Source organism: Streptomyces sp. TSRI0281 (genome assembly GCF_001905125.1).
In the GTDB taxonomy this organism is placed as follows: Bacteria; Actinomycetota; Actinomycetes; order Streptomycetales; family Streptomycetaceae; genus Streptomyces.
On record NZ_LWLE01000001.1, the window covers coordinates 974,948 to 996,915 of the forward strand.

A 21,968-nucleotide genomic window follows, 5' to 3' on the forward strand; every position below is an offset into this window, starting at 1 on the left:
TTCGCCGGTGGGGGCCCGTCAGTACGACTTGGGCAGTCCCAGGGACTGGTGGGAGACGTAGTTCAGGATCATCTCGCGGCTGACCGGGGCGATCCGGGCCACCCGGGATGCGGTGATCAGCGAGGCGAGCCCGTACTCACGGGTGAGGCCGTTGCCGCCGAGGGTGTGGACGGCCTGGTCGACGGCCTTCACGCACGCCTCACCGGCCGCGTACTTGGCCATGTTGGCGGCCTCGCCCGCGCCGACGTCGTCGCCCGCGTCGCAGAGCCCGGCGGCCTTCTGCATCATCAGCCGGGCCAGTTCCAGCTCGATGTGGGCGATGGCGAGCGGGTGCGCGATGGCCTGGTGGGAGCCGATGGGGGCCTTCCACACCTGGCGGGTCCTGGCGTACTCGACGGCCCTGCCGAGCGCGTAGCGCCCCATGCCGATGGCGAACGCGGCGGTCATGACGCGTTCGGGGTTCAGCCCGGCGAACAGCTGGAGCAGTCCGGCGTCCTCGTCCCCGACCAGCGCGTCGGCGGGCAGCCGTACGTCGTCCAGGACCAGCTCGAACTGCTTCTCCGGCGCCTGGAGTTCCATGTCGATCTGCGAGCGCCCGAAGCCGGGAGCCTCGCGCGGCACGATGAAGAGGCAGGGCTTGAGCGTGCCGGACCTGGCGTCCTCGGTGCGGCCGACGATCAGGGTGGCGTCGGCGATGTCGACGCCGGAGACGAAGACCTTGCGGCCGGTGAGCAGCCAGTCGGCGTCGGGACCCGTGCCGTCGCGGCGGGCGGTGGTGGTGATCCGGTGCGAGTTGGAACCGGCGTCCGGCTCGGTGATGCCGAAGGCCATGGTGAGCGTGCCGTCGGCGAGACCGGGGAGCCACTGCCGCTTCTGTGCCTCGGTGCCGAAGCGGGCGATGACGGTGCCGCAGATCGCGGGCGAGACGACCATCATCAGGAGCGGGGAGCCCATGGCGCCCAACTCTTCAAGGACTATGGAGAGTTCGGCCATCCCGCCGCCACCGCCGCCGTACTCCTCGGGCAGGTTCACCCCGAGGTAGCCGAGCTTGGCTGCCTCGGCCCACAGCTCGCGGGGGTGGGCGCCCTCGCGTATCACGGAGGTCATGTAGTCGCGCCCGTAGCGCTTGCCGAGGGCGGCGACGGCTGCGCGCAGCGCCCGGTGCTCTTCGGTTTCGAGGACGGTGCTCATACGTTCTCCTCCGGTGCGGCGGGTTCGGTGACGACGGCGAGCAGGGCTCCGACCTCGACCTGGAGGCCGGGGGCGGCGTGCAGTGCGGTGAGGGTGCCGGTGGCGGGGGCGAGGATGCGGTGCTCCATCTTCATCGCCTCCAGCCAGATCAGCGGCTGCCCGGCCTCGACGGCGGCGCCCCGGGCCAGTCCGTCCGCGAGGCGCACGACGGTGCCGGGCATCGGGGCGAGCAGCGAGCCGGGTTCGCTCTGCGCGCTCGGGTCGGTGAAGCGGGGCAGGGCGGTGAAGGTGTACGAGCCGGTGGCTCCGTCCACGTACACCCGGTCGCGGTGGACGGCGATGTCGAAGTGGCGGGTGACGCCGTCGGTTTCGAGGGTGACGCGGTCGGGGCGGGCGGCGAGGACCCGGATGCCGGGGGCGTCGTGCGGGACCGGGCCGCTCCGTGTGGTGCGGTAGGCGATCTCGTGTTCGGTGCCGTCGGGTTCGCCCCGGTAGCGCTTGGTCTGCGGCTGCGAGGTGACGTTGCGCCAGGCGCCGAAGCGGGCGGGGCCGGGGGCCTTCTCCCGCGCGGGGCGGTGGCGTACGGCGTCCGCGAGGGCGGCGGCGAGGGCGGCGGTACGGGCCCGGTCGCCGCCGGCCGGGGCGGTGAGGTCCGCCAGGTGCCGGTCGTAGAAGCCGGTGTCCACGCGGGCCGCGACGAAGTCCGGGTGGCGCAGGGACCGTACGAGCAGATCGCGGTTGGTGACCGGGCCGTGGATGCTGGCGCGCTCCAGGGCGCGGGCGAGCAGGCGCACGGCTTCGGTACGGGTGGGCGCGTGGGCGATGACCTTGGCGAGCATCGGGTCGTAGTGCACGCCGATGGTGTCGCCGCCGGTGTACCCGGTGTCCAGGCGCAGTCCGGGCTCGTCCGGCACCGCGAGCGTGAGCAGTGCTCCGGTCTGTGGCTGCCAGTCACGCGCGGGGTCCTCGGCATAGAGCCGGGCCTCGACGGCGTGCCCCTCCGGCTGCGGCGGCCCGGCGGCGGGCAGCGGCTCCCCCTCCGCGATCCGCAGTTGCAGCGCGACGAGATCGAGCCCGAACACCGCTTCCGTCACCGGGTGCTCGACCTGGAGCCGGGTGTTCATCTCCAGGAAGTACGGGTGACCCCCGGCCGAGAGCAGGAACTCGACGGTGCCCGCCCCCGTGTATCCGACCGCCCGCGCGGCGGCGACGGCCGACTCGTGCAGCCGGGCCCGCACCGCGTCGTCCAGACCGGGCGCGGGGGCCTCCTCGATGACCTTCTGGTGGCGGCGCTGGAGCGAGCAGTCCCGGGTCCCGAGCGCCCAGACGGTGCCGTGCCCGTCCGCCATGACCTGGACCTCGACATGCCGGCCGCGCTCCACGTACGGCTCGGCGAACACCTCCCCGTCCCCGAAGGCCGCCGTCGCCTCGGCGGACGCGGCCGTCAACTCGGCCTCCAGTGCGCCCAGTTCCCGTACGACCCGCATACCGCGCCCGCCCCCGCCCGACGCGGCCTTCAGCAGCAGCGGCAGATCGGCGGCGGTCACGCTCCCGGTGTCCAGGGGTGCCAGCAGCGGGACCCCGGCGGCCCCCATCAGCTCCTTGGCGCGGGTCTTGGACGCCATCAGCTCGATGGCCTCGACCGGCGGCCCGACCCAGCGCAGCCCGGCGTCCTGGACGGCGGCGGCGAAGGCGGCGTTCTCGGAGAGGAAGCCGTACCCGGGATGCACCGCGTCGGCGCCCGCCGCCAGCGCGGCGGCCACCACCAGGTCGCCGCGCAGATACGTGTCCGACGGGGCCGCCCCCGGCAGCCGCACGGCGAGGTCGGCCTCGCGGACGTGCAGGGCGTCCGCGTCGGCGTCCGAGTACACGGCGACGCCGGTGATGCCCAGGGCGCGGCAGGTGCGGAAGATCCGGCAGGCGATCTCGCCCCGGTTGGCGACGAGCAGAGTGGTGATCATCTGGGGCCTCACATCCGGAATATGCCGAAGCCGCCACGGACGCCCTCGACCGGTGCGGTATGGATCGCGGACAGGCACATCCCGAGGACGGTCCTGGTGTCGCGCGGGTCGATGACCCCGTCGTCGTACAGCCGCCCGGAGAGGAACATCGGCAGCGACTCCGACTCGATCTGCTGCTCCACCATGGCGCGCAGCCCGGCGTCGGCCTCGTCGTCGTACGGCAGCCCCTTCGCGGCGGCGGAGGCGCGGGCGACGATCGACAGGACGCCCGCCAGCTGCTGGGGCCCCATGACGGCGGACTTGCTGCCGGGCCAGGCGAAGAGGAAGCGCGGGTCGTAGGCCCGGCCGCACATGCCGTAGTGCCCGGCCCCGTAGGAGGCGCCCATCAGCACGGACAGATGCGGGACCTTCGAGTTCGCCACCGCGTTGATCATCATCGCCCCGTGCTTGATGATGCCGCCCTGCTCGTACTCCTTGCCGACCATGTAGCCGGTGGTGTTGTGCAGGAAGAGGAGCGGGATGTCGCGCTGGTTGGCGAGCTGGATGAACTGGGCGGCCTTCTGCGACTCCTCGCTGAACAGCACGCCCTGCGCGTTGGCGAGGATGCCGACGGGATAGCCGTGCAGCGTGGCCCACCCGGTGACCAGGCTGGTCCCGTACAGCGGCTTGAACGCGTCGAAGTCCGAGCCGTCCACGATCCGGGCGATGACCTCGCGCGGGTCGAACGGCACCTTCAGGTCCCCCGGCACGATCCCGATCAGCTCGTCCTCGTCGTACGCGGGCGGCTCGGCGGGACCCGGATCGGGGTGCGCCTTGCGCCAGTTGAGCCGGGCGACGATGCGGCGGGCCTGCCGCAGCGCGTCGTGCTCGTCCACGGCGTAGTGATCGGCGAGCCCGGACGTACGGGCGTGCATCTCGGCGCCGCCGAGCGATTCGTCGTCGCTCTCCTCGCCGGTGGCCATCTTCACCAGCGGCGGTCCGCCGAGGAAGACCTTGGACTGCTCCTTGATCATGACGGTGTGGTCGGACATGCCGGGGACGTACGCGCCTCCGGCGGTCGAGTTCCCGAAGACGACGGCGACGGTGGGGATTCCGGCGGCGGAGAGCCGGGTGATGTCGCGGAACAGCGCCCCGCCGGGGATGAAGATCTCCTTCTGGGACGGCAGGTCCGCGCCCCCCGACTCCACCAGACTGATGCAGGGCAGCCGGTTGGCGAAGGCGATCTCGTTGGCGCGCAGGGCCTTCTTCAGCGTCCAGGGGTTCGACGCGCCGCCGCGTACGGTCGGGTCGTTCGCGGTGATCAGGCACTCGACGCCCGACACCACCCCGATCCCGGTGACCAGCGAGGCGCCCACCGCGAAGTCACTGCCCCAGGCGGCGAGCGGCGACAGCTCCAGGAACGGGGTGTCCGGGTCGAGGAGCAGCTCGATCCGTTCCCGGGCCAGCAGCTTGCCGCGTTTGCGGTGCCGTGCGAGGTACTTCTCGCCGCCGCCCGCGAGGGCCTTGGCGTGCTCGGTCTCCAGCTCGGCGAGCTTGGCGAGCATGGCCTCGCGGTTGGCGGCGTATTCGGGGCCGGCGGTGTCGAGCACGGTGGGCAGGACGGTCATGCGGTCACCTCCGGGGCGGGGGCGTGCTCGGGCACGGGCTCGTTTGCGGCTGCGGCTGCGGCTTCGGGGGCGGGCTCGGGCTCGGGCTCGGCTGCGGACTCGTGGGCACGAAGAAGGGCTTCGGGGATCGGCAGGCACCGGGACCGCAGCCACTCCCCCACCGCCTTGGCCTGCGGATCGAAGCGGGCCTGCGCGGCCACGCCCTCGCCCAGCAGCCCCCGGACGGTGAAGTTCAGGGCGCGCAGGTGCGGCAGGACATGGCGTACGACGGTGAGTCGGGCGGTCTCCGGGAGCAGCTCCCGGAACCGTTCGACGGTCAGCTCATGGGCGAGCCAGCGCCACGCGTCGTCGGTGCGCACCCAGACGCCGACATTGGCGTCGCCGCCCTTGTCCCCGCTGCGGGCGCCCGCGACCCGGCCAAGTGGGGCGCTGCGGGTGGGGCCCGGCTCCAGGGGCTCGGGAAGCTCCGGGGCGTCCGCGAGATCGTCCAGTACCCGGGTGACGGGGGCGGGCGGCACGGCTTCCCGCGCCCCGTCCGGCAGGACGGCGATGTGCGGGACGTCCCCGGCCGGTACGTACAGGGCCTCGAACACCCCGTAGGGCGCGCCCTTTCCGGGCGGGGCGGTGACATGGAAGCCGGGGTAGCTGCCGAGCGCCAGCTCCACGGCGGCGCCGGAGACGGCCCGCCCGACGGTGGCGGCGTCCTGGTCGCGCACGACGAGCCGGAGCAGTGCGCTGGCGGTCTCCTGGGTGGGCGCGTCCGGCCGGTCGGTACGGGCCAGCTCCCAGCGCACCTCGGCCGGCCGGCGTCCGCCCCGGTCCAGGGCGTCCTCGAACTGCTCCCGCACGAGCCGCGCCTTGGCCTCGATGTCGAGGCCGGTGAGCACGAAGACGACCTCGTTGCGCCAGCCGCCGAGCCGGTTGAGCCCGGCCTTGAGCGTGGGCGGCGGGGCCTCGCCCCGTACCCCGTGGACACGGACCCGGTCCGGCCCTTCCTGGGTGAGCCGTACGGTGTCGAGCCGGGCGGTGACGTCGGGCCCGGCGTACCGGGCGCCCCCGGTCTCGTACAGGAGTTGCGCGGTCACCGTGCCGATGTCGACGACGCCGCCCGTCCCGTCGTGCTTGGTGATGACGGACGATCCGTCGGCGTGGATCTCGGCGAGCGGGAAGCCGGGGCGGCGCACGTCGTGCTCGCCGAAGAAGGCGTAGTTGCCGCCGGTGGCCTGGGTGCCGCACTCCAGGACGTGCCCGGCGACGACGGCTCCGGCGAGTGCGTCGAGGTCGTCCGGCCCCCAGCCGAAGTGGGCGGAGGCGGGTCCGGTGACGAGGGCGGCGTCGGTGACCCGCCCGGTGACGACGACATCGGCCCCGGCGCGCAGACAGGCGGCGATGCCCGCGCCGCCGAGGTAGGCGTTGGCGGTGAGGAACCCGTCGGGCACGGGCAGGCTGTCGCCCTCGACATGGGCGACGCGCACCGGCACGCCCACCTTGTCGGCCAACTCCCGTACGGTGGCGGCCAATCCGGCGGGGTTGAGCCCCCCGGCGTTGGCGACGATCTTTACTCCGCGTTCGTGGGCGAGCCCGAGCCCTTCTTCGAGCTGGCGCAGGAAGGTGGTGGCGTATCCGCGCTGCGGGTCCTTCAGGCGGCTGCGTCCGAGGATCAGCATGGTCAGCTCGGCGAGATAGTCGCCGGTGAGGACGTCGAGGGGGCCGCCGGTGAGCATGTCGCGTACGGCGTCGAAGCGGTCGCCGTAGAACCCGGAGGCGTTGCCGATCCGCAGGGGTCCGGACCGCGCTGGGGGTATCGGTGGGGGCTGCATCAGTGGCCCTTGCGGGGTGAGCGCCCGGTTCCCGCGGGCCCCGCGAACGCCTGGGCGATGTTCAGCCACTGGTCGGCGTCGTGCCCGGTGGCGGTGACGGCGAGGTCGTCGCGGTGGGCGCGCTGGGTGACCAGGAGGCAGAAGTCCAGGAGCGGCCCGGCGATGCACTGCGGGGCACCCTCGGGCCCGTACGCAATCAATTCGCCCTCAGGTGACGTCAGTTCCACCCGGAACTCGCTCTCCGGCGGCTTGATCCCCCGTACCGCGTAGGCGTAGTCACGGGCCCGGACCCCGATCCGCGCCACATGCCGGAGCCGGGCGGTCGGCGTGCGGGTGACGCCGAGGGCGTCGGCGATGTCCTGCCCGTGCGCCCAGGTCTCCATGATCCGGGCGGTGGCCATCGACGCAACGCCCATGGGCGGCCCGTACCAGGGGAAACGGCTCCCGGCGGGGGCGGCGCGCAACACCCCCTGGAGCCGCTGCCTTCCCGCCCGCCACCGCGCGAGCAGCGCGTCCGGGCCATGGGCGGCCACCAGCTCCCCGGCCGCCTCGTCGACGAAGGAGTCCGGGCGCTCCAGCGCCTTCGCCACCTCGTCGGCGAACCGGTCCGGCTCGGTCGCTGCCACCAGCGCGACATCGTCGGTCCAGCTGAGGTGGGCGATCTGATGGGCGACGGTCCACCCCTCGGCGGGCGTCGGAACGGCCCACCGCTCGGCGCTCAACCCGCCGACCAGCCGGTCGAGTTCGCCGCTCTCCTCGCGCAGATCGTCGATCACGGCTACGGCGTCGAACACGTGCGCCCCCTCGGGACCGGGTGTGGTGCCCAGGAGCATGGCAGCGGGCCAGGAAACAATCAAGCACGCTTGCATGATTACCTGATTCCCCGCCCGGGTGCCCGCGATGGCCGTCCGACGCGGCTCCGACGCCGGGGCGGCGTCGGCGAGGACGTGCGGGGGAAGGCGGCACGCCGTCCCGGCGAGGACATGCGGGGGCGGCGGCGCCGCCCTCCGCACGCCCACCACCGCCCCCCCGCACGCGCTCAGAGCGTCAGATGCACCGTCCGTCCAGCCAGGACGCGAACTCCTTGGTCCAGGTGGTGGCCATCGGCACCGAGGTGGTCGGGAGCCCGTTCCGGGTCAGCCTGTCCAGCCAGGAGGCATGGTTGCCGGAGGCCGCCGGAGCGGGCTCATCCCAGACGATGCCGTCGACCCAGTAGGGGCGGCTGTTGAGCGCGGCGCCGAGACCGGCCGCCGCGATGCGCTTCTTGAGCTCTTCATCCAGCTTGGGGTACCCGTCACTCGTGTAGATCATGATCTTCTGCTCGGAGATGCGTTCCTTGATGGGATCGATGACTTCCTTCCACGCGGCCTCGCGGATCGACGCGTCGGTGTTGAGCAGTGACGGCTCGGTCTCGCCCTTGAGCTCCACATAGGCGGCCATCTTCTGGGCCTTGGCGCTTTCGAGCCACTCACGGAAGGTGTAGACGGTCTCCCCCGCGTACGGGCCTTGGTTGATCGTGCGGCCCTTGAGCTGGTCGGCACCGGTGGCCCACCACAGGTCCGTGATCTTCGCACTGGTGCCCGTCAGTCCCCTGGTCGTGGCGTTGTGCCACATCACGCCCTTGGTGCCGTCCCTGGTGAGCTGGAGGTCGGCCTCCACACCCCCCGCTCCCCAGCTCTTCTGCTGTGCGAGGCCCTTGGGATGGTTCGGCTGACGGATCTGGTCGCGCTTCCCGGCGTCCGCCCCGGTGGGGTAGCCGCCGTGTCCGAAGATCGTCGGGCAGACGGGCAGCCCCTCCGAGTGGCGCTCGATCAGGTGCGCCCTGTCGAAGTTCCAGCCGGTGAGGTCTTCCCAGCCGTGCAGGTCGCCCCCAAGAATGCCGTCGGCCCCGGCGGTGAAGGTGATGGTCTTCACCGTCTTCACCCGCAGGTCGCTGTATCCGTAGAGAGCGGCGAGGTCGTCGCGGCCGTCACCGTTGTAGTCACCGGTGACGATCTTCATGCGAGACCGCTCGTACCAGCCCGCCGGTCTGTTCAGGATCTCGCGGCGGTTGCCGAACGTGCCGTCGGCGCCGAGGGTGAAGGCGATCAGGGCATCGTGACCGTCGCTGTAGTCGTACCAGGCGGCGAGGTCGTCGCGCCCGTCGCCGTCGAAGTCACCGGAGTGCATGGTCGCCCGGCTGAACGTCCAGCCGCTGGTGGCCTCCCAGCCGCGGACGACCTCGTTGAACCCGCCGTCGGGCCTGGTCGTGAAGGACATCAGCGTCACGGTGCCGGAGGCGTAGCCGTACAGGGCACCGAGGTCGTCGCGGCCGTCACCGTTGTAGTCGCCGGTGGCGAACTTCATGCGCTCGACGTCCCATCCGTCGGCGGCGGTCCGCTCGAAGGACGAGAAGGGGGCGGCGAACCCGCCGTTGGCGTTGGCGAGGAAGGTGAAGAGCTTGTCGTCGCCGTTGCTGTAGTCGTACCAGACGGCGAGGTCGTCACGGCCGTCACCGTTGAAGTCACCGGCCTCGGCGGTCATGGCGTCGAACCACCACATCTTGGGAGCCACGGACCAGGAGGAGAAGGGGGCGGCGAAGGTGCCGTCGCCCTTGCCGAGCCAGGTCCAGAGGGTGACCTTCCCGTCGTCGTAGCCGTAGAACGCGGCGACGTCGCCCGTCCCGTCACCGTTGAAGTCACCGGTGAGGCGCTTCATGTGCTCGGCCCAGTAGTGGCCAGGGACCGCCGACCACCCCTCACCGGGCGTGAGCAGGGCACCGTCCGCACCGGCGGGGAAGACGTGCAGGGAGTCTTTGCCGTCCGTCTGCCCGGCTGCCTCGGCATAGTCGTACCAGGCCACCAGGTCGCTGCGGCCGTCGCTGTTGTAGTCGTGGCGGGCGGAGGTACCGCTGGTCCACTGCGACGCGTCGTCCGCGTCGTAGATGACGAGGTTGCCGCGGTCCTGGAGGACGGCCTCGCCATCGGGAGCGGAAGTACCCGACTCCCACAGGACGGTGGAGGCGTCGTCGTCGAGGACGCGGAGATTGCCGCTGTCGTCGAACCGGGCGGTGGCACCGGGGTTGCCCGCGGTGCCGGTGGACCACACCGTCGCCCCCGTGCCCGAGACGATGGCGAGATTGCCGTCGGTCCGCATCGTCATCCGTACGCTCTCGGAGCGCACGCTCTCTCCGGGGGTGAGCGTGGTTCCGGCCGCGATCCGCGTCCCGTCGACGGCTTCACCGCCGCGCGGCGAGGCGGCACCGGGCTCCACACCGGCCGGGCAGTTGTCGGCGCACACACGGTCCGCGTCGGTGCCGCCGGCGCCCACGGTGGACTCGATGCCCACCTGCGGGCCCTGTTTCACCACGGCGCCCGCACTGCCGGTACCGGCGTGCAGACCGAGCAGAGCGCACACAACTGCGGCGCTTATTATGCCAAAAGGTTTCTTCATCCGGCTGTTCATGCCCCTTGTCACTGGACGGGAGAATGCGCCCGTGAGCTACGGGCGCGCATCGCTCCGCCGCGAAGAGACCGCACCCCCGGCCATCGATAGGGCATACGTTCGACCCGTCGGAGCGCCGCTGATTAGACCACCGGCGCGCTGTGTGAGCCAGCCTTTATGTGGCGGGCCGGACGTATCGGGCCGTTCTCCCACCGCCCGTCGACCGCTGCCCTCGTACGTCAACTGCGGGGCGGCTCCGGTCTGCTGATATCGACACAGCCAACTCGCCGCGTGCGCTGGAGGAATGCGCAGGGACTCCCCCTGGTCGGTCTCACCGGACGCTGTCTCCCGTGGAGGTACCGTGACCGGTCGAGTGATCTACGCGTCGTTCGAGTTCCAGTTCCCGGTGGGCGGCATTCGCGTACTGAACCAACAGATCTCGTTGCTGCGGTCCATCGGGGTCGAGGCCTACCGCTGGACCCCCACGCCGGGGTTCCGCTACACGTGGTTCGACGACGATGTGCCGACGCTGTCCGGTATGACCCTGGATCTCGGGCCCGAGGACGTACTCGTACTGCACGAGGTCAGCATGGTCCCGGACCACGACCCGGCACCCGGCGGACACAAGGTCATCTACTCGCAGGGCACTACGTCAACTTCCTGACCTGCCCGACCAGGAGGAGGTGCGGCAGGCGGGCCGCCGGTGGGTGGCCGACCGCTACACCGCCGAGGCCGCGACCGCAGCACCGATCGAGGGCATCCGCGGCGCACGCGCCCTCCCGGGCGGCGCCGCGACGGCCACCCATCCGGCAGCCTGGATGGAGGAGTTGCTGAGGCGCTTCCCGGTGCCGCCGGAGACGCACACACAGGTGGAACCGAAGGCCGCCTCTCACAACGGCTAGTGCTGTGACCGGGATGGTTCACCGTGGTCGGGAGACGGCTCACGGAACGAGCGCGGTCCGCGAGGCGAGTGGTATTACTGGTGCATGCAGGAAGAGACCGCGCGGTCCGCGATCGACACGTTCATCTCCGCGTTCAACGCCTTGGACGACAGCTATGTGACTGCGCTGCTCTCCCAGGCCCTAACCTCGGACGTGGTCTTCTGGGGACCGTTGGGCCGCAGTGAGGGGATCGAGGCGGTCGAGCGGTTCGTGCTGGACATCCGGCGCCACCCCGCGGGGACCGGCACGATGGTGCGCTGTTCGGCGGTGGACATGCCGAACGAGTGGGCCCGGTACCAGTGGGTCTTCACGACGCCGGATGGAGGCCCCCGCCTGGCGGGAACAGACGTCGTCCATCTGCGGCAGAGCCTCATCGATCAGGTCATCGTCTTCGCGGGGGAGATCGAGCCGTCCGCCTCCTGAGTCATTCCCCCTCTGGCGCCGTCCTTCTCCTGAACCGGCCCCGTTCGGGGCTCCGGGTCTGCCCAGCCGAGATCATCTTCACAACGCTTCAGTCGTCCGCGCTTGGCCACGAGCGGACCGATGATGCGCTGTGGCTGTGTAAGTTCGCGGTTGGTCAGGCTGCGGACCAAACCCGGCGAACCTATGCGGTCACAGCACTAATTCACGGCCTGGCCGACGGTCCAGAAGAAGTTGATCGGCGTGACCGCCGCTCCGCACAGGATCGCGGCACCGCACGGGACCAGCACCCCGGTCTTGCCACGGGACGCGGGATGAGGGTTGCTGCTGTTGGCTCCGAAGCCCCGGACGATCGCCGAGACGATGAGCGCGAGCACGCTCAGGAACAGGCCGACGGTCATCACCGCGCCCACGATGTCGCGCAACTGCGCGATCCCCGGAAGCCCGCTACTGTTTGGGGCCGATATCGATCGCGGCTTGGTCCTCCTGTCGGCGTGCGGACGTGGCTCGTCCGACAGACAGGTGCACCGACCGAGCCCGTCCGCGACCGCAGACGGCGACCCCATCGGGACGGGGCGATGCGACGGAAATCGGGAATGGCCGCGACGTACAACCGCAGTGAAGGCGAAGCGCCGGGCCGAGATTCCGGCACCGGTGTGAGGGAGGGGTCAGGATGTTCGGTTCGAAGAAGAAGCTCAACAATCTGAATCTCAACGATCTGATGGCGCAGCTCAGGCCCGACCTGAGTCGGGAATCGCTCGGCGTCGGGCCCGCCTTCCCGGGCGTCGCCCCGAACCCGCTCCTGAGCAGTGATGCACGGAAGCGCAATGCGGAACTGCGTACGGGGGTGCTCGCGCTCGGCGTTCTCGTCGACTGGCGGGAGGTCAGCAGCGACGGCAGTCCGCGCGTGGTCCTGATGTTCGACGTGGAGACCGCCGGCGGCATCTCGTTCCGCGGTATCGCGGACGAAGACCTCACGATCACCGCGCTCACCCGACTCGCCCCAGGACAGACGATGCCCGTGCGCTACCGGCCGGCCGTCATGGACCACTACGTCGCCCTTGCCCGGGACGCGGACCCCGCCCACGTGCAGCAGCTCTCTGACGAGATCGCGAGCCGCAAGCGGACCTGACCCGAAGCCCTTGGCCGGATGCCTGGCCAGTGCGCCGACCGCAGAGGTTCACCGGGTCGGCCCGGTCGGGACAGGCCCAGCGGCCCGAGTAGCCTCGCCCTGTGGTGGATGAAGCGGAGTACGCCCGCTATCGGGCGGACTCGAAGGTGCTGGCAGCGATCGGCAAGCATGTCGACGCGCAGGTCGGCCGGGTCACCGTGCGACTGCCCAGGGCGGTCGCCGAGGCCGCGGTGGACGCCTGGGAGCGTGACGAGTCGGGCGACCTCGGCGAGGAGACCTCCGAGCAGTACGACCTGCGGGACCAGGCCGGTGATCTGGCACTGATCGGCCTGGTGATCTCGGAGCGCGGCCGCCGGGAGGGCGAGGAGGTCGTGATCGACCTCGATGTCGTCTTCGCCGGGGCAGCCGTGCGGGCGTCGCTGTAGTCAGAGGTTGGACGCAACCCCGATGACCCGGCCCTGACCGGGACGGCCACGGAGCGCAGCCGCGGCCGTTGGCCCGCGCCGTCCCCCGCAGTCGCATCCGGGTCATGATCGGGGAATCACTCCGAGGCGGCCTTCGCCATCCGCGCGGTGGTGCTGGCGCCGTCCAGGGCTTCGCGCACGATGTCCGCGTGGCCGCTGTGGTGGGCGATCTCCCGGAAGATGTGCAGCAGAACGTGCCGGACGGTCCAGGTGACCGGCTCCGGCGGTGACCACGGGTACTGGGGCAGCGTCACCGTACGGTTGAGATCGGTCTCTTCCCGGACCGTGCGGTCGAACTCCCCGGCGGCGGAGTGAAAGGCGTCGATCGCGCCCGCCAGCGTCTCGGACTCGGTCAGCCGGTTGCCGTCGGGGTCGAGGTCGGACCACTCGACCTTCACCGGCGCCGTGCCGTCGACCACTTCGAGCCAGCCGCGCTGCACCTGCGCGAGGTGCTTGACCAGCCCGCCGAGTGTCAGCTCGCTCACCGTCGTACGGGAGCGGGCCTGCTCCTCGGTGAGGTCCGCGACGGTGTACAGAAAGTTGGTGCGCTGGTCGGTGACCAGCGCCAGCAGATCCTCGCGCTCCACGGACTGCGGGAGGTCGGAGCCGTTCGACGTCATGGTGATGTCCTTCTGATCGTTCTGGATCAACCAGGCGATTCTGCGCTGCGCGACCGGGCGGACGATGGCGTTCCGGCAGGTCCGCCCCAGGTACACCCGCGTGGCCCTGGCAGCCCGGCCTGCACTCCGCGTTGCTCGCTGGTGTTGCCGTAACGCATAGTCGACCGGATGCCCGTCCGCGTACGCGAGGACAGCTGTGAACCCCGGCACGGCGCTGTGTGAAGGAGGGCGGGGGCGACGACTGGCAACTCCCGTCAATCCCGGTGCTCGACGCCGACTGCAAACCGTGTCGCGACCCGAACAGCACGGAGCCCCACCATGCGGCGCACGATGGGGCTGCTCGGCTCGCCAAGAGTTCGGGGTGTTCAGACGTTGCCAAACTCTCCGGCCTTGACGCCGCCCACGAACGCGGAGAACGCAGCAGCGGGCAAGTCCAGAACGGGACCTGTCAGATTCTTGGAGTCACGGACGGGAACCACGCCGCGCGAGGCGATCAGATCGGCGGCGACCTCAACACAGCTACCGCCGTTGGAGCTGTGGGAGGACTTGAACCAGTTGAGCGATTCGGTCATCACGGGATGTCCTTTCCTGCTTGATTGATCATGGCCATGGAATCTGCCTGGGACAGTGACTCAACCTGTAGGTGATGGTAGGCCGTGAACAACGGCCCGACGAAACGGGATTCCCGCTCCATGCGTCCCTGATGTGCCGACTCTGCGTACGCGACGCGAGTGCCGTCACTCAATGTCACCAAGTTGACCGGTAGGTCATAGGCCCGCATCTCTGCGAGGCTGTACGGCGCGATCTGGAGGACGACGTTCGGGCGGGATGCGAACTGTGCCAGGTGTGCCAACTGCTCCCGCGTGACCCCGGACCCGCCCACGGGGCGGCGCAGGCAGCTTTCGTCCAGGACGAAGTACAGCAACGGCGGCTGCTCGCGCTCCATGGCCGCCTGGCGCCGCGCAAGCAGAGACAGGCGCTCTTCTGCCTGCACTTCCGTGATAGCACCCCGGCGAACTGCGCCGCTGGTGATCGCCTGGGCGTACTCGGGGGTCTGGAGGAGTCCGGGCACGATCCCCAGTTCAAATGCGCGCACCTTCGCCGCGGTCATCTCCAAGGCCAGGTACTCGGGAAATCCTTCGAGTATGGCGCTGTCCCGGGCCGCCGCCCCCTGCCGGGCGAGTGCTTCCCCTGTGCCGAGTGCCTTGTCCGCACTTGCGGTGAACTTGGCGGTTGGATTTCGGGCCCCAGTTTCGACCCCGGAAATATGCGACGGGGAGTAGCCGGTGCGGTATGCCAAATCCTCCTGTGTCCAGCCTCGCTCCTCTCGCAGCCTGCGTAAACGCTCCCCGAAGGCCGCACGCGGCCCGTCATCAGGATCAAGTTGTTTGCGGTTAGCCACTTTTCACCCAACTTTCGTTCAACTTGTCGGAGGTTGAAGGTCCCCTGAGAGTAGGTCACGCTGGGCCGCCTTGGTAGTGGAATGACTACGGAGAGGCACGGCTGTGTGTACAGAAAACGGTTCCTCGAACGGACAGGCCCCCCACGTTCCGGCCCCAACCCTCGGCACCCTCATGCTCGACACCAGTCGCGCCAACCGTGTCGGGGAGTTCCGTGGGCTGGCCGGCCCGTACTGGTCTCTGCGGCCGGTTGGCGGTGGGCCGGAGTGGGAGGCCGATCCCGAACGCGTACGACTGGTCACTCCGAACGACCCATCTGCGCCCGAGCCGTGCCGGGGCTGCCAGGAGATCGATCACGCCGAGGCCGTCGCCAACGCCGAGCACGACACCGGCAAGCAGTCCGACTGCCGGACATCACGCGAGCGGCACAAGACCGCCGAACACGGTGGACACGGTGAGCGGTCATGAGGTTGAGATTCTTACCGGTCCTGCTCGCTCTCACCCTCGGGGCCGCCACTATTGGCCTGCGGCAGCGCTTCCCCCGGATCATGCGGGTGCTCGCCCCTCAACCGCGCCGGCCGCAGCCGTTGTTCGCCGAGCTGCAACGTATCGAGACCGACCTCGCGTACCGGGCCCTGTTCCTCGCCGGGCTGGACGCCGCGATCGTCCGGCGCGAAGCGGAACGCACGGCCGAGCTGCACGCGGTCGAAGCGGCGGCCGACCTGCTCCAGCGCCTGGTCCGCCCCAGCTACGTCGCCGAGGTCACCGTGACCACCGTGACCACCGGAACCAGACGCCCCGTCTCGCTCGGCCGGGTCACCGCGCCCAACCGCCGTCTCGCCCTGCGCTGGCTCCGCAGGCAGGCACTACGGCTCGCGGACGGGCACGGACACCTCCAACCCCCCGATACCACCCCCTGGGCACGGGCGGGGAACGACGTCCGGCCGGTCACCTTTCACAGCTCCGACGCCCCCGAAAGCCTCCGCGCCTGGGCCGCCGACGACCAGCGCCAGACCGACGCACTGCACCACCTGGAAACCGGCACCGGCACCCTGCTCACCGTGGCCGACCCGGCCGTCGGCCTGCACCTGACCCTCACCGGCCGACCCGCCCGACCCGCACGCCCGCACGGGACCACCGGCCTCCAGCACCCCACACACCCCCGTCCTGGTCGCGTTCGCAGTGGCTCCCCCACGGGCGACCAGGACGGGCACCACCCAACAAGGCACCGAACACACCCCATGGAAACCGCCCCCTGAGACCCGGATCCAGGACTGCCCCCACTGCAACCTCTGCACCGGCACCAAACCCGGCCGCCCCTACGCGAAAGCCGCCCCGCCCACCACGGCACCCCGCACCCCCGGCACACACCCGGCGGCCCAGTAACCCCCAAACCCCGCCCGGCTGCCCCCTGTCATGGGGACGGCGGCAGCCGGGCGGCCCCCACCCCCACAAGGAGGAACCCATGCCTCTCCTGACCCCGTATGTCGCCTCACGGAGCACCGACAGAGGCATGCCGGAATCCACCCTCGACGTCGAGTTCACCGCGAACGGGCCCCGACTCGCCTACCGGGACACACGCCCGGAGGACCGCGACAAGCACGGCAACCTGTGGGTCCGCATCGAGGAGTCCGACGACCCCGGCCATGTCCAGTACGACTCCCTGCACTCCACCCGCCAGCGCACCTGCATGGAAAACCTGCTCTGCCAGATCTGCGCCCGGCCCGCCGACCGGAACAAAGAGGGCTGGCTGTTCATCGACTGGCGGCGCGAGGACTCACCCCCCACCTGGCCCGAGAAATCGCTCACCACCATGCCCCCGCTCTGCACCGAACACGCCCGCATCTCCGTACGGCAATGCCCCTTCCTCCGCCGCGGCGAACACGTCCTCCTGCGGGTCAGGAAACCCCACCTCTACGGGGTGTCCGGCACGCTCTACCGCCTCACCACCACCGGCTGGGTCTCCACCGAGAACGGACAGCTCTCCCCCTACAGCAAACCCCGCTACCCCGGCATGCTCGCCTTCCTCGCCATCCGCGAACTACGCGGAGTGACCATCGCCGAGCTTCCCTGACCCCTGGTCGACGGACGGTGCGGGTCCGGCGAGATGCCGCCGGAACGCCGGTTCGACGTCACTGTGCGTACAACCGGGCCAGGGCCGCCCGGCTCCCCTCGTCCGCGGCGCGGTAGATCACCAGCCGCTGGTCAGGATCTTCGAGTGGCGTGAGGACTTCGAAATGCACGGCGATCACTCCGGCGTCGGGGTGCCGCAGCACCTTGCGCCCGCGGCCGTTGACCTTGATGTCCTGCTCGGCCCACAGTCGCGCGAACTCCTCGTTGTGGGTGGTGCATTCGGTGATCAGGTCGGTCAACGCCCGGTCCTCCGGATGCGCGGCCCACGCGGCGCGCAGGTGGGCGATCCCCTCCCGCACCACGCGTTCGCGGTCGACATAGAGGTCACGGATCTCCGGATGCAGCAGGCACAGCCACATCGCATTGCGCTGCGACGGCGGCAGGGTGTCGAAGTCCAGGAGCAGCCTCGCCATTTCGCTGTTCCACGCCAGAATGTCGTAGCGGTGGTTCATCACCATGGCCGGCAGCGGCGACAGGTCGTCGACCAGCCGGGCCAGCGGCGGCGCCGCGGCATCGGCGGGCTTGCCGGTGTTACGGGGGCGCTGCTGGGCCAGATCGAAGAGGTAGGCGCGTTCGGCGGGAGGCAGGCGCAGCGCACGGGCCAGCGCCTCCACCACGTCCGCCGAGGGCCGCAGTCCGCGGGCCTGTTCCAGCCGCACGACGTAGTCGGTGCTGACCCCGGCCAGTTCGGCGACCTCTTCGCGGCGCAGTCCGGGGGTCCGCCGGGCCTGGCGACGCGACGGCAGGCCGAAATCCTGCGGGTCCAGCCGTTCGCGCCGGGTCCGCAGGAACGCGGCCAGCTCCTGTGTCGTGTCCACGGTGCGGGTCGTCATGTTCGGTCCAACAGCGAGGGTAGGACCGGCGTTCCCAGGAACTGCCTTCCCTTATCCCCCGTGCGCGGCGGGCACAGACTTCGTTCTCGGCAACGGATCACACGCGCAGGAGGACACCATGTCGCTCACCTTGGACACCTACCGGCTTCTGGGCCGCTCCGGGTTGCGGGTCTCACCGCTGGCGCTGGGCACGGCGACCTTCGGCACCGAATGGGGCTGGGGCGCCGAGCAGGACGAGGCGCGCAAGCTGTTCGACCTCTACGTCGGGCGCGGCGGCAACTTCATCGACACCGCCAACACCTACACCGATGGCAGCTCCGAGCGGCTGCTGGGCGCATTCGCCCGCGGCAACCGCGAAAGCCTGGTGCTGGCGACGAAGTACACGACGCTGCGCCGGCCCGGCGATCCGAATTCCGGGGGTCCTCACCGAAAGAGCCTGTTCTCGTCGGTGGAAGCCAGTCTGCGCCGGCTGAATACGGACTACATCGATCTGCTCTACCTGCACGTGTGGGATTTCACGACACCGGTCGAGGAGATCCTGCGCGGCCTGGACGATCTGGTCCGGCAGGGCAAGGTCCTGTACGTGGCGATGTCCAACGTCCCGGCCTGGCAGGTGTCGCGCATGCAGGCGATCGCCGACCTGCGCGGCTGGTCGCCGCTGGTAGCGCTGCAGATCGAGTACAGCCTGATCGAGCGCACCGGGGAGCGCGACCTGATCCCCATGGCACGAGAGATGGGGCTGGGCGTGGTGCCGTACTCGCCCCTGGCCGGCGGGGTGCTCACCGGCAAGTACAGCCGCGACGACCTGACCGCGACGGACGCCGCGGTCGAGGACGGCACCCGGAAGAACTTCACCCTCGCCAACGGCGGACTCACCGAACGTAACCTCGACATCGCCGATGTCGTGAAGGAGGTCGCCACGGAGCTGGGCCGCACAACCGCCCAGGTCGGGCTGGCCTGGACCCTGCGGAACCCGGATGTGACGGCATCGCTCATCGGCGCCCGCACCCCCGCGCAGCTGGAGGACAATCTGGGCGCCCTGGAGGTCGACTTCACGGCCTCCCAGCTGGCCCGCCTCGCCGAGGTCAGCGCGATCGAACCCGGCTTCCCGCACGACATGCTCGCCGGCGACAGGATGCGCGCGGTGACCCGCGGCGATCTGAAGATCGAAGCCCGCCGCTGATACCCGATCGAGCGCCGGGGGCGGCACTACCGCTGCCCTCGGGGCGCTGTTCGGCGAGGTGTTTCCCGCAGGAGTTCGTCGGAGTGCCATACGTATGGCAGGGGGTAGCGTGGAAGCATGATAAAGACGACCGTGTACCTCCCGGAGGAGCTGGAAGTACGACTGGACGCCGAGTCGTCCGCCACCGGCGTCAGCAAGGCCGAGCTCATCAGGCGCGGTGTCGCCCTGCTCCTCGACAACGCGGAGCGTCCGAAGCGGGGCCATGAGATGCCCGTGTTCAACAGCGGCCGCCCGCTCACCGCCGAGGCCATGGACGACACGCTCTACGAGCACATCAAGGAACGAGCGGCCCGCCGTTGATCATCGTCGCCGATACATCCGCCCTGTACGCCGCGTTCGATGCCGCCCAGAAGGAGCACTCCGCGGCGGCCGAGATCCTGAGGAACGAGCGGCTTGCCGTCTCTCCCCTGGTCGTCACCGAACTGGATCATCTGGTCCATCGCGACCTGGGCTTCCCGGCAGCGATGCAGGTGATCGACGCCTTGAACGCACGCATGGCCGACGGCCAGTACCGGCTTGCCGAGCTGAAGCTCCCTGACCTCCGGGCCGCCCAGGAGGTCCGGCAGAAGTACGAAGGACTGCGGCTGGACCTCGCGGACGCGGTGGGGGTGGTCCTCGCGGACCGCTACCGGACGAACCGCATCTTCACACTGGACCAGCGCGACTTCCGGGCCATGACGCCCCTGACACCGGGGCTGGACGCCTTCCGCGTCCTGCCCGCCGACGGCTGAGCCCCGGCCGCGCGGGCCCGCCCCGGCTCAGCCCTTCTTGCCGCCGCCCACCTGGCTGCGTACCGCGCCCACGCTCGCGCCGATGACCAGGGCGATGGCGAGGGCGTCGGTGGTGGACAGGGCCTGGTCCAGGATCAGGAAGCCCGCCGCCGCCGCGATCGCCGGTTCCAGGCTCATCATCACCGCGAACGTGGGGGCGGGGAGCCGTCGCAGGGCCATCAGTTCCAGGGTGTACGGGAGGACCGAGCTCAGCATCGCCACCGCCGCGCCGAGCGCCAGCGTGGAGGGGACCACCAGCTTGCTGCCCGACTCGACGATGCCCAGCGGCAGCGAGAGGACCGCCGCGACCACCATCGCCAGGGCCAGGCCGTCCGCCTGCGGGAAGCGGCGGCCGGTGCGGGCGCTGAAGATGATGTACACCGCCCACATCGCGCCCGCGCCCAGGGCGTAGGCGGCGCCGACCGGGTCCAGGCGGTCGAAGCCCCCGCCACCGAGCAGGACGACCCCGCCCACCGCGAGGCCCGCCCACAGGACGTTGATCAGGCGGCGGGAGACGATGACGGAGAGGGCGAGCGGGCCCAGCACCTCCAGCGTCACGGCGATACCGAGCGGGATGCGGTCCAGCGCCTGGTAGAAGAGCGTGTTCATCCCGGCCATCGCGACGCCGAAGGCCAGCACCGTGCCCCAGTCCGCCCGCGAGTGGCCGCGCAGCCCGGGGCGGCAGACGATCAGCAGGACCAGCGCGGCGACGGCCAGGCGCAGGGTGACCACGCCGAGCGCACCGGCCTTCGGCATCAGCAGCGCCGCGACCGCCGAGCCGAACTGGACCGAGAGGCCGCCCGCGACCACCAGCACGACCGGGGCCAGTGCGGCCCGTCGGCCACCCGGGCGTCCCGCACCGCCGCCGGTCCCGTCGAGCGCCGACACCGCCTCGGGTACGGCGACGGCCGCTGCGGCCGATTCTGCGGCGGTGCGCCGGTCGTTCACGGGTGGCCTTCCGGAGGGCGGGAATCCGGTGCAATGAAATGCACCCGGCAATTGACGATACTGGACTGACCGCATCGCTGCGCCTCTCCACCGTAGGGACCCCGGCGCGTCCCGTGAAATGCCTGTTGGGCTCCCGTTATGCTCCCCGCGCATGAGCATGGAACCTACCTCCGGCCGCCCCATGGAGCTCCGGCATCTGCGGGCCTTCCTCGCCGTCGCGGACGAGGGCAACGTCACCCGCGCCGCCGCCCGCCTCCGGCTCACCCAGCCCGCCGTCTCCCGTACGCTCGCCGCCCTGGAGAAACACCTCGGCGTCCGGCTCGTCGACCGCTCCACCCACCACCTCGCCCTCACCCCCGAGGGCGTCGCCTTCCGCGACAAGGCCGCCGCCGCGGTCGCCGCCTTCGACGAGGCGCTCGACTCCGGACGGCTGCGCCACTGGCCCCTGCGCGTGGGGCACGCCTGGTCCGCCTTCGGCCCGTACACCACACCGCTGCTGCGGACCTGGCAGGAGCGCTACCCGGACACCCCGCTCGAACTGCTGCGGATCGACGACCGCACCGCCGGGCTCACCCGGGGCGAGGTCGACGCGGCCCTGCTGCGCGGACCGGTGGACGCGCCGGGGCTCGTCACCGAGGTGCTGTTCACCGAGGAACGGGTGGCCGCCGTGGCCGCCGACGGACCCCTTGCGGCGCGCGTCTCCCTCTCCCTCGCCGACCTCGCGGGTGCGGGCCGCACCGTCGTCCTGAACACCGTCTCCGGCACCACCGCCCTCGACCTGTGGCCGCCGCACGCCCGGCCCGCCGCCACCCTCACCGTCGCCAACACCGACGACTGGCTCACCGCCATCGCGGCCGGGCGCGGCAGCGGGGTGTCAGGCGCCTCCACCGCCGTCATGCATCCGCACGCCGGGGTGGCCTACCGCCCGCTCCACGACGCCCCGCCGCTGCCCGTGCTGCTCGCCCGCCGCGACGCCCCCGGCCATCCCGCGCTGCCGAAACTCGCCGCACTGGCCCGCGAGATCGTGGGGCGGGACCACGACGCCCGGCCCTGAGGGCTGCC

Annotated in this window: 23 protein-coding genes and 1 pseudogene; 12 read left to right on the top strand and 12 right to left on the bottom strand. The window is 70.8% G+C overall.

Annotated elements, in window-relative coordinates; all coding sequences use genetic code 11:
* Positions 1 to 18 precede the first annotated feature (18 nt).
* The 6 genes from A6A29_RS04505 to A6A29_RS04530 form a co-directional block, all read right to left on the bottom strand.
* Positions 19 to 1,191 (bottom strand): acyl-CoA dehydrogenase family protein, encoded by a 1,173-nt coding sequence (locus tag A6A29_RS04505; protein WP_073718557.1) that lies wholly within the window; start codon positions 1,189 to 1,191, stop codon positions 19 to 21.
* Entirely contained in the window at positions 1,188 to 3,152 is a 1,965-nt protein-coding gene (locus A6A29_RS04510; RefSeq protein ID WP_073718558.1) for an ATP-binding protein, read from the bottom strand. Before A6A29_RS04510 ends, A6A29_RS04505 begins: the two co-directional genes overlap by 4 nt.
* 8 nt (positions 3,153 to 3,160) lie before the next feature.
* Positions 3,161 to 4,759, bottom strand: a complete 1,599-nt coding sequence (locus A6A29_RS04515; protein WP_073718559.1) for an acyl-CoA carboxylase subunit beta — start codon at positions 4,757 to 4,759, stop codon at positions 3,161 to 3,163.
* On the bottom strand, positions 4,756 to 6,579 hold the full coding sequence (locus tag A6A29_RS04520; protein ID WP_079182564.1) for an acyclic terpene utilization AtuA family protein: 1,824 nt from the start codon (positions 6,577 to 6,579) through the stop codon (positions 4,756 to 4,758). Before A6A29_RS04520 ends, A6A29_RS04515 begins: the two co-directional genes overlap by 4 nt.
* Positions 6,579 to 7,373 carry a TIGR03084 family metal-binding protein gene (locus A6A29_RS04525; protein WP_107468149.1) on the bottom strand — a complete coding sequence of 265 codons (795 nt, stop codon included), beginning with the start codon at positions 7,371 to 7,373 and terminating at the stop codon, positions 6,579 to 6,581. Before A6A29_RS04525 ends, A6A29_RS04520 begins: the two co-directional genes overlap by 1 nt.
* 253 nt (positions 7,374 to 7,626) lie before the next feature.
* Positions 7,627 to 10,011 (bottom strand): FG-GAP-like repeat-containing protein, encoded by a 2,385-nt coding sequence (locus A6A29_RS04530; protein WP_241838312.1) that lies wholly within the window; start codon positions 10,009 to 10,011, stop codon positions 7,627 to 7,629.
* A gap of 352 nt (positions 10,012 to 10,363) precedes the next feature.
* Between A6A29_RS04530 and A6A29_RS04540 the strand changes: the two genes are divergently transcribed.
* From A6A29_RS04540 to A6A29_RS04550, 3 genes are all read left to right on the top strand, one after another.
* A complete protein-coding gene (locus A6A29_RS04540; RefSeq protein WP_143196947.1) occupies positions 10,364 to 10,666 on the top strand; it encodes a hypothetical protein in 303 nt (100 codons plus the stop codon).
* A gap of 19 nt (positions 10,667 to 10,685) precedes the next feature.
* The gene (locus A6A29_RS43730; RefSeq protein ID WP_073718562.1) at positions 10,686 to 10,904 is read left to right on the top strand and encodes a hypothetical protein; all 219 of its coding nucleotides are present in this window, start codon (positions 10,686 to 10,688) and stop codon (positions 10,902 to 10,904) included.
* Positions 10,905 to 10,988: 84 nt separating this feature from the next.
* The gene (locus tag A6A29_RS04550) at positions 10,989 to 11,366 is read left to right on the top strand and encodes a nuclear transport factor 2 family protein (protein WP_073718563.1); all 378 of its coding nucleotides are present in this window, start codon (positions 10,989 to 10,991) and stop codon (positions 11,364 to 11,366) included.
* A gap of 197 nt (positions 11,367 to 11,563) precedes the next feature.
* Here the strand turns inward: A6A29_RS04550 and A6A29_RS04555 are convergent, their stop codons facing one another.
* Positions 11,564 to 11,929: a DUF6112 family protein gene (locus A6A29_RS04555; RefSeq protein WP_443333349.1), complete on the bottom strand. Its 366-nt coding sequence runs from the start codon at positions 11,927 to 11,929 to the stop codon at positions 11,564 to 11,566.
* Positions 11,930 to 12,036: 107 nt separating this feature from the next.
* Here A6A29_RS04555 and A6A29_RS04560 point away from each other — a divergent pair, with 107 nt between their 5' ends.
* Together A6A29_RS04560 and A6A29_RS04565 are read left to right on the top strand one after the other, a co-directional pair.
* Positions 12,037 to 12,495: a hypothetical protein gene (locus A6A29_RS04560; protein WP_073718564.1), complete on the top strand. Its 459-nt coding sequence runs from the start codon at positions 12,037 to 12,039 to the stop codon at positions 12,493 to 12,495.
* A gap of 101 nt (positions 12,496 to 12,596) precedes the next feature.
* On the top strand, positions 12,597 to 12,920 hold the full coding sequence (locus tag A6A29_RS04565) for a hypothetical protein (protein WP_073718565.1): 324 nt from the start codon (positions 12,597 to 12,599) through the stop codon (positions 12,918 to 12,920).
* 116 nt (positions 12,921 to 13,036) lie between these two features.
* Here A6A29_RS04565 and A6A29_RS04570 read toward each other — a convergent pair whose 3' ends face one another.
* From A6A29_RS04570 to A6A29_RS04580, 3 genes are all read right to left on the bottom strand, one after another.
* The gene (locus A6A29_RS04570; protein ID WP_241838314.1) at positions 13,037 to 13,609 is read right to left on the bottom strand and encodes a DinB family protein; all 573 of its coding nucleotides are present in this window, start codon (positions 13,607 to 13,609) and stop codon (positions 13,037 to 13,039) included.
* Between the two features lie 335 nt (positions 13,610 to 13,944).
* Positions 13,945 to 14,151: a DUF397 domain-containing protein gene (locus A6A29_RS04575; RefSeq protein ID WP_198952983.1), complete on the bottom strand. Its 207-nt coding sequence runs from the start codon at positions 14,149 to 14,151 to the stop codon at positions 13,945 to 13,947.
* Positions 14,151 to 14,981, bottom strand: a complete 831-nt coding sequence (locus tag A6A29_RS04580) for a helix-turn-helix domain-containing protein (RefSeq protein WP_073718567.1) — start codon at positions 14,979 to 14,981, stop codon at positions 14,151 to 14,153. The genes A6A29_RS04575 and A6A29_RS04580 overlap by 1 nt, the downstream gene beginning before the upstream one ends.
* Positions 14,982 to 15,084: 103 nt before the next feature.
* Between A6A29_RS04580 and A6A29_RS04585 the strand changes: the two are divergent.
* From A6A29_RS04585 to A6A29_RS04595, 3 genes and pseudogenes are all read left to right on the top strand, one after another.
* Positions 15,085 to 15,273: pseudogene (locus tag A6A29_RS04585) on the top strand (hypothetical protein); the annotation flags it as partial.
* Between the two features lie 170 nt (positions 15,274 to 15,443).
* The gene (locus A6A29_RS47745; RefSeq protein WP_198952984.1) at positions 15,444 to 16,238 is read left to right on the top strand and encodes a hypothetical protein; all 795 of its coding nucleotides are present in this window, start codon (positions 15,444 to 15,446) and stop codon (positions 16,236 to 16,238) included.
* A gap of 206 nt (positions 16,239 to 16,444) precedes the next feature.
* Positions 16,445 to 17,053 (top strand): hypothetical protein, encoded by a 609-nt coding sequence (locus A6A29_RS04595; RefSeq protein WP_073718569.1) that lies wholly within the window; start codon positions 16,445 to 16,447, stop codon positions 17,051 to 17,053.
* A gap of 58 nt (positions 17,054 to 17,111) precedes the next feature.
* Here the strand turns inward: A6A29_RS04595 and A6A29_RS04600 are convergent, their stop codons facing one another.
* Positions 17,112 to 17,945, bottom strand: coding sequence for a helix-turn-helix transcriptional regulator (locus A6A29_RS04600; protein WP_073718570.1), 834 nt, complete (start codon positions 17,943 to 17,945; stop codon positions 17,112 to 17,114).
* 118 nt (positions 17,946 to 18,063) lie between these two features.
* On the opposite strand from A6A29_RS04600, the gene A6A29_RS04605 reads away from it, so the two are divergent.
* The 3 genes from A6A29_RS04605 to A6A29_RS04615 all read left to right on the top strand — a co-directional run bounded on the left by A6A29_RS04605 (position 18,064) and on the right by A6A29_RS04615 (position 19,919).
* On the top strand, positions 18,064 to 19,128 hold the full coding sequence (locus A6A29_RS04605; protein WP_073718571.1) for an aldo/keto reductase: 1,065 nt from the start codon (positions 18,064 to 18,066) through the stop codon (positions 19,126 to 19,128).
* A gap of 117 nt (positions 19,129 to 19,245) precedes the next feature.
* Positions 19,246 to 19,488, top strand: a complete 243-nt coding sequence (locus A6A29_RS04610) for a CopG family transcriptional regulator (RefSeq protein ID WP_073718572.1) — start codon at positions 19,246 to 19,248, stop codon at positions 19,486 to 19,488.
* Positions 19,485 to 19,919 carry a PIN domain-containing protein gene (locus tag A6A29_RS04615; RefSeq protein ID WP_073718573.1) on the top strand — a complete coding sequence of 145 codons (435 nt, stop codon included), beginning with the start codon at positions 19,485 to 19,487 and terminating at the stop codon, positions 19,917 to 19,919. Before A6A29_RS04610 ends, A6A29_RS04615 begins: the two co-directional genes overlap by 4 nt.
* Before the next feature lie 27 nt (positions 19,920 to 19,946).
* Here the strand turns inward: A6A29_RS04615 and A6A29_RS04620 are convergent, their stop codons facing one another.
* Positions 19,947 to 20,906, bottom strand: coding sequence for an EamA family transporter (locus A6A29_RS04620; protein WP_073718574.1), 960 nt, complete (start codon positions 20,904 to 20,906; stop codon positions 19,947 to 19,949).
* A 151-nt stretch (positions 20,907 to 21,057) separates the two neighbouring features.
* Between A6A29_RS04620 and A6A29_RS04625 the strand changes: the two genes are divergently transcribed.
* Positions 21,058 to 21,960 carry a LysR family transcriptional regulator gene (locus A6A29_RS04625; protein ID WP_073718575.1) on the top strand — a complete coding sequence of 301 codons (903 nt, stop codon included), beginning with the start codon at positions 21,058 to 21,060 and terminating at the stop codon, positions 21,958 to 21,960.
* Positions 21,961 to 21,968 lie beyond the last annotated feature (8 nt).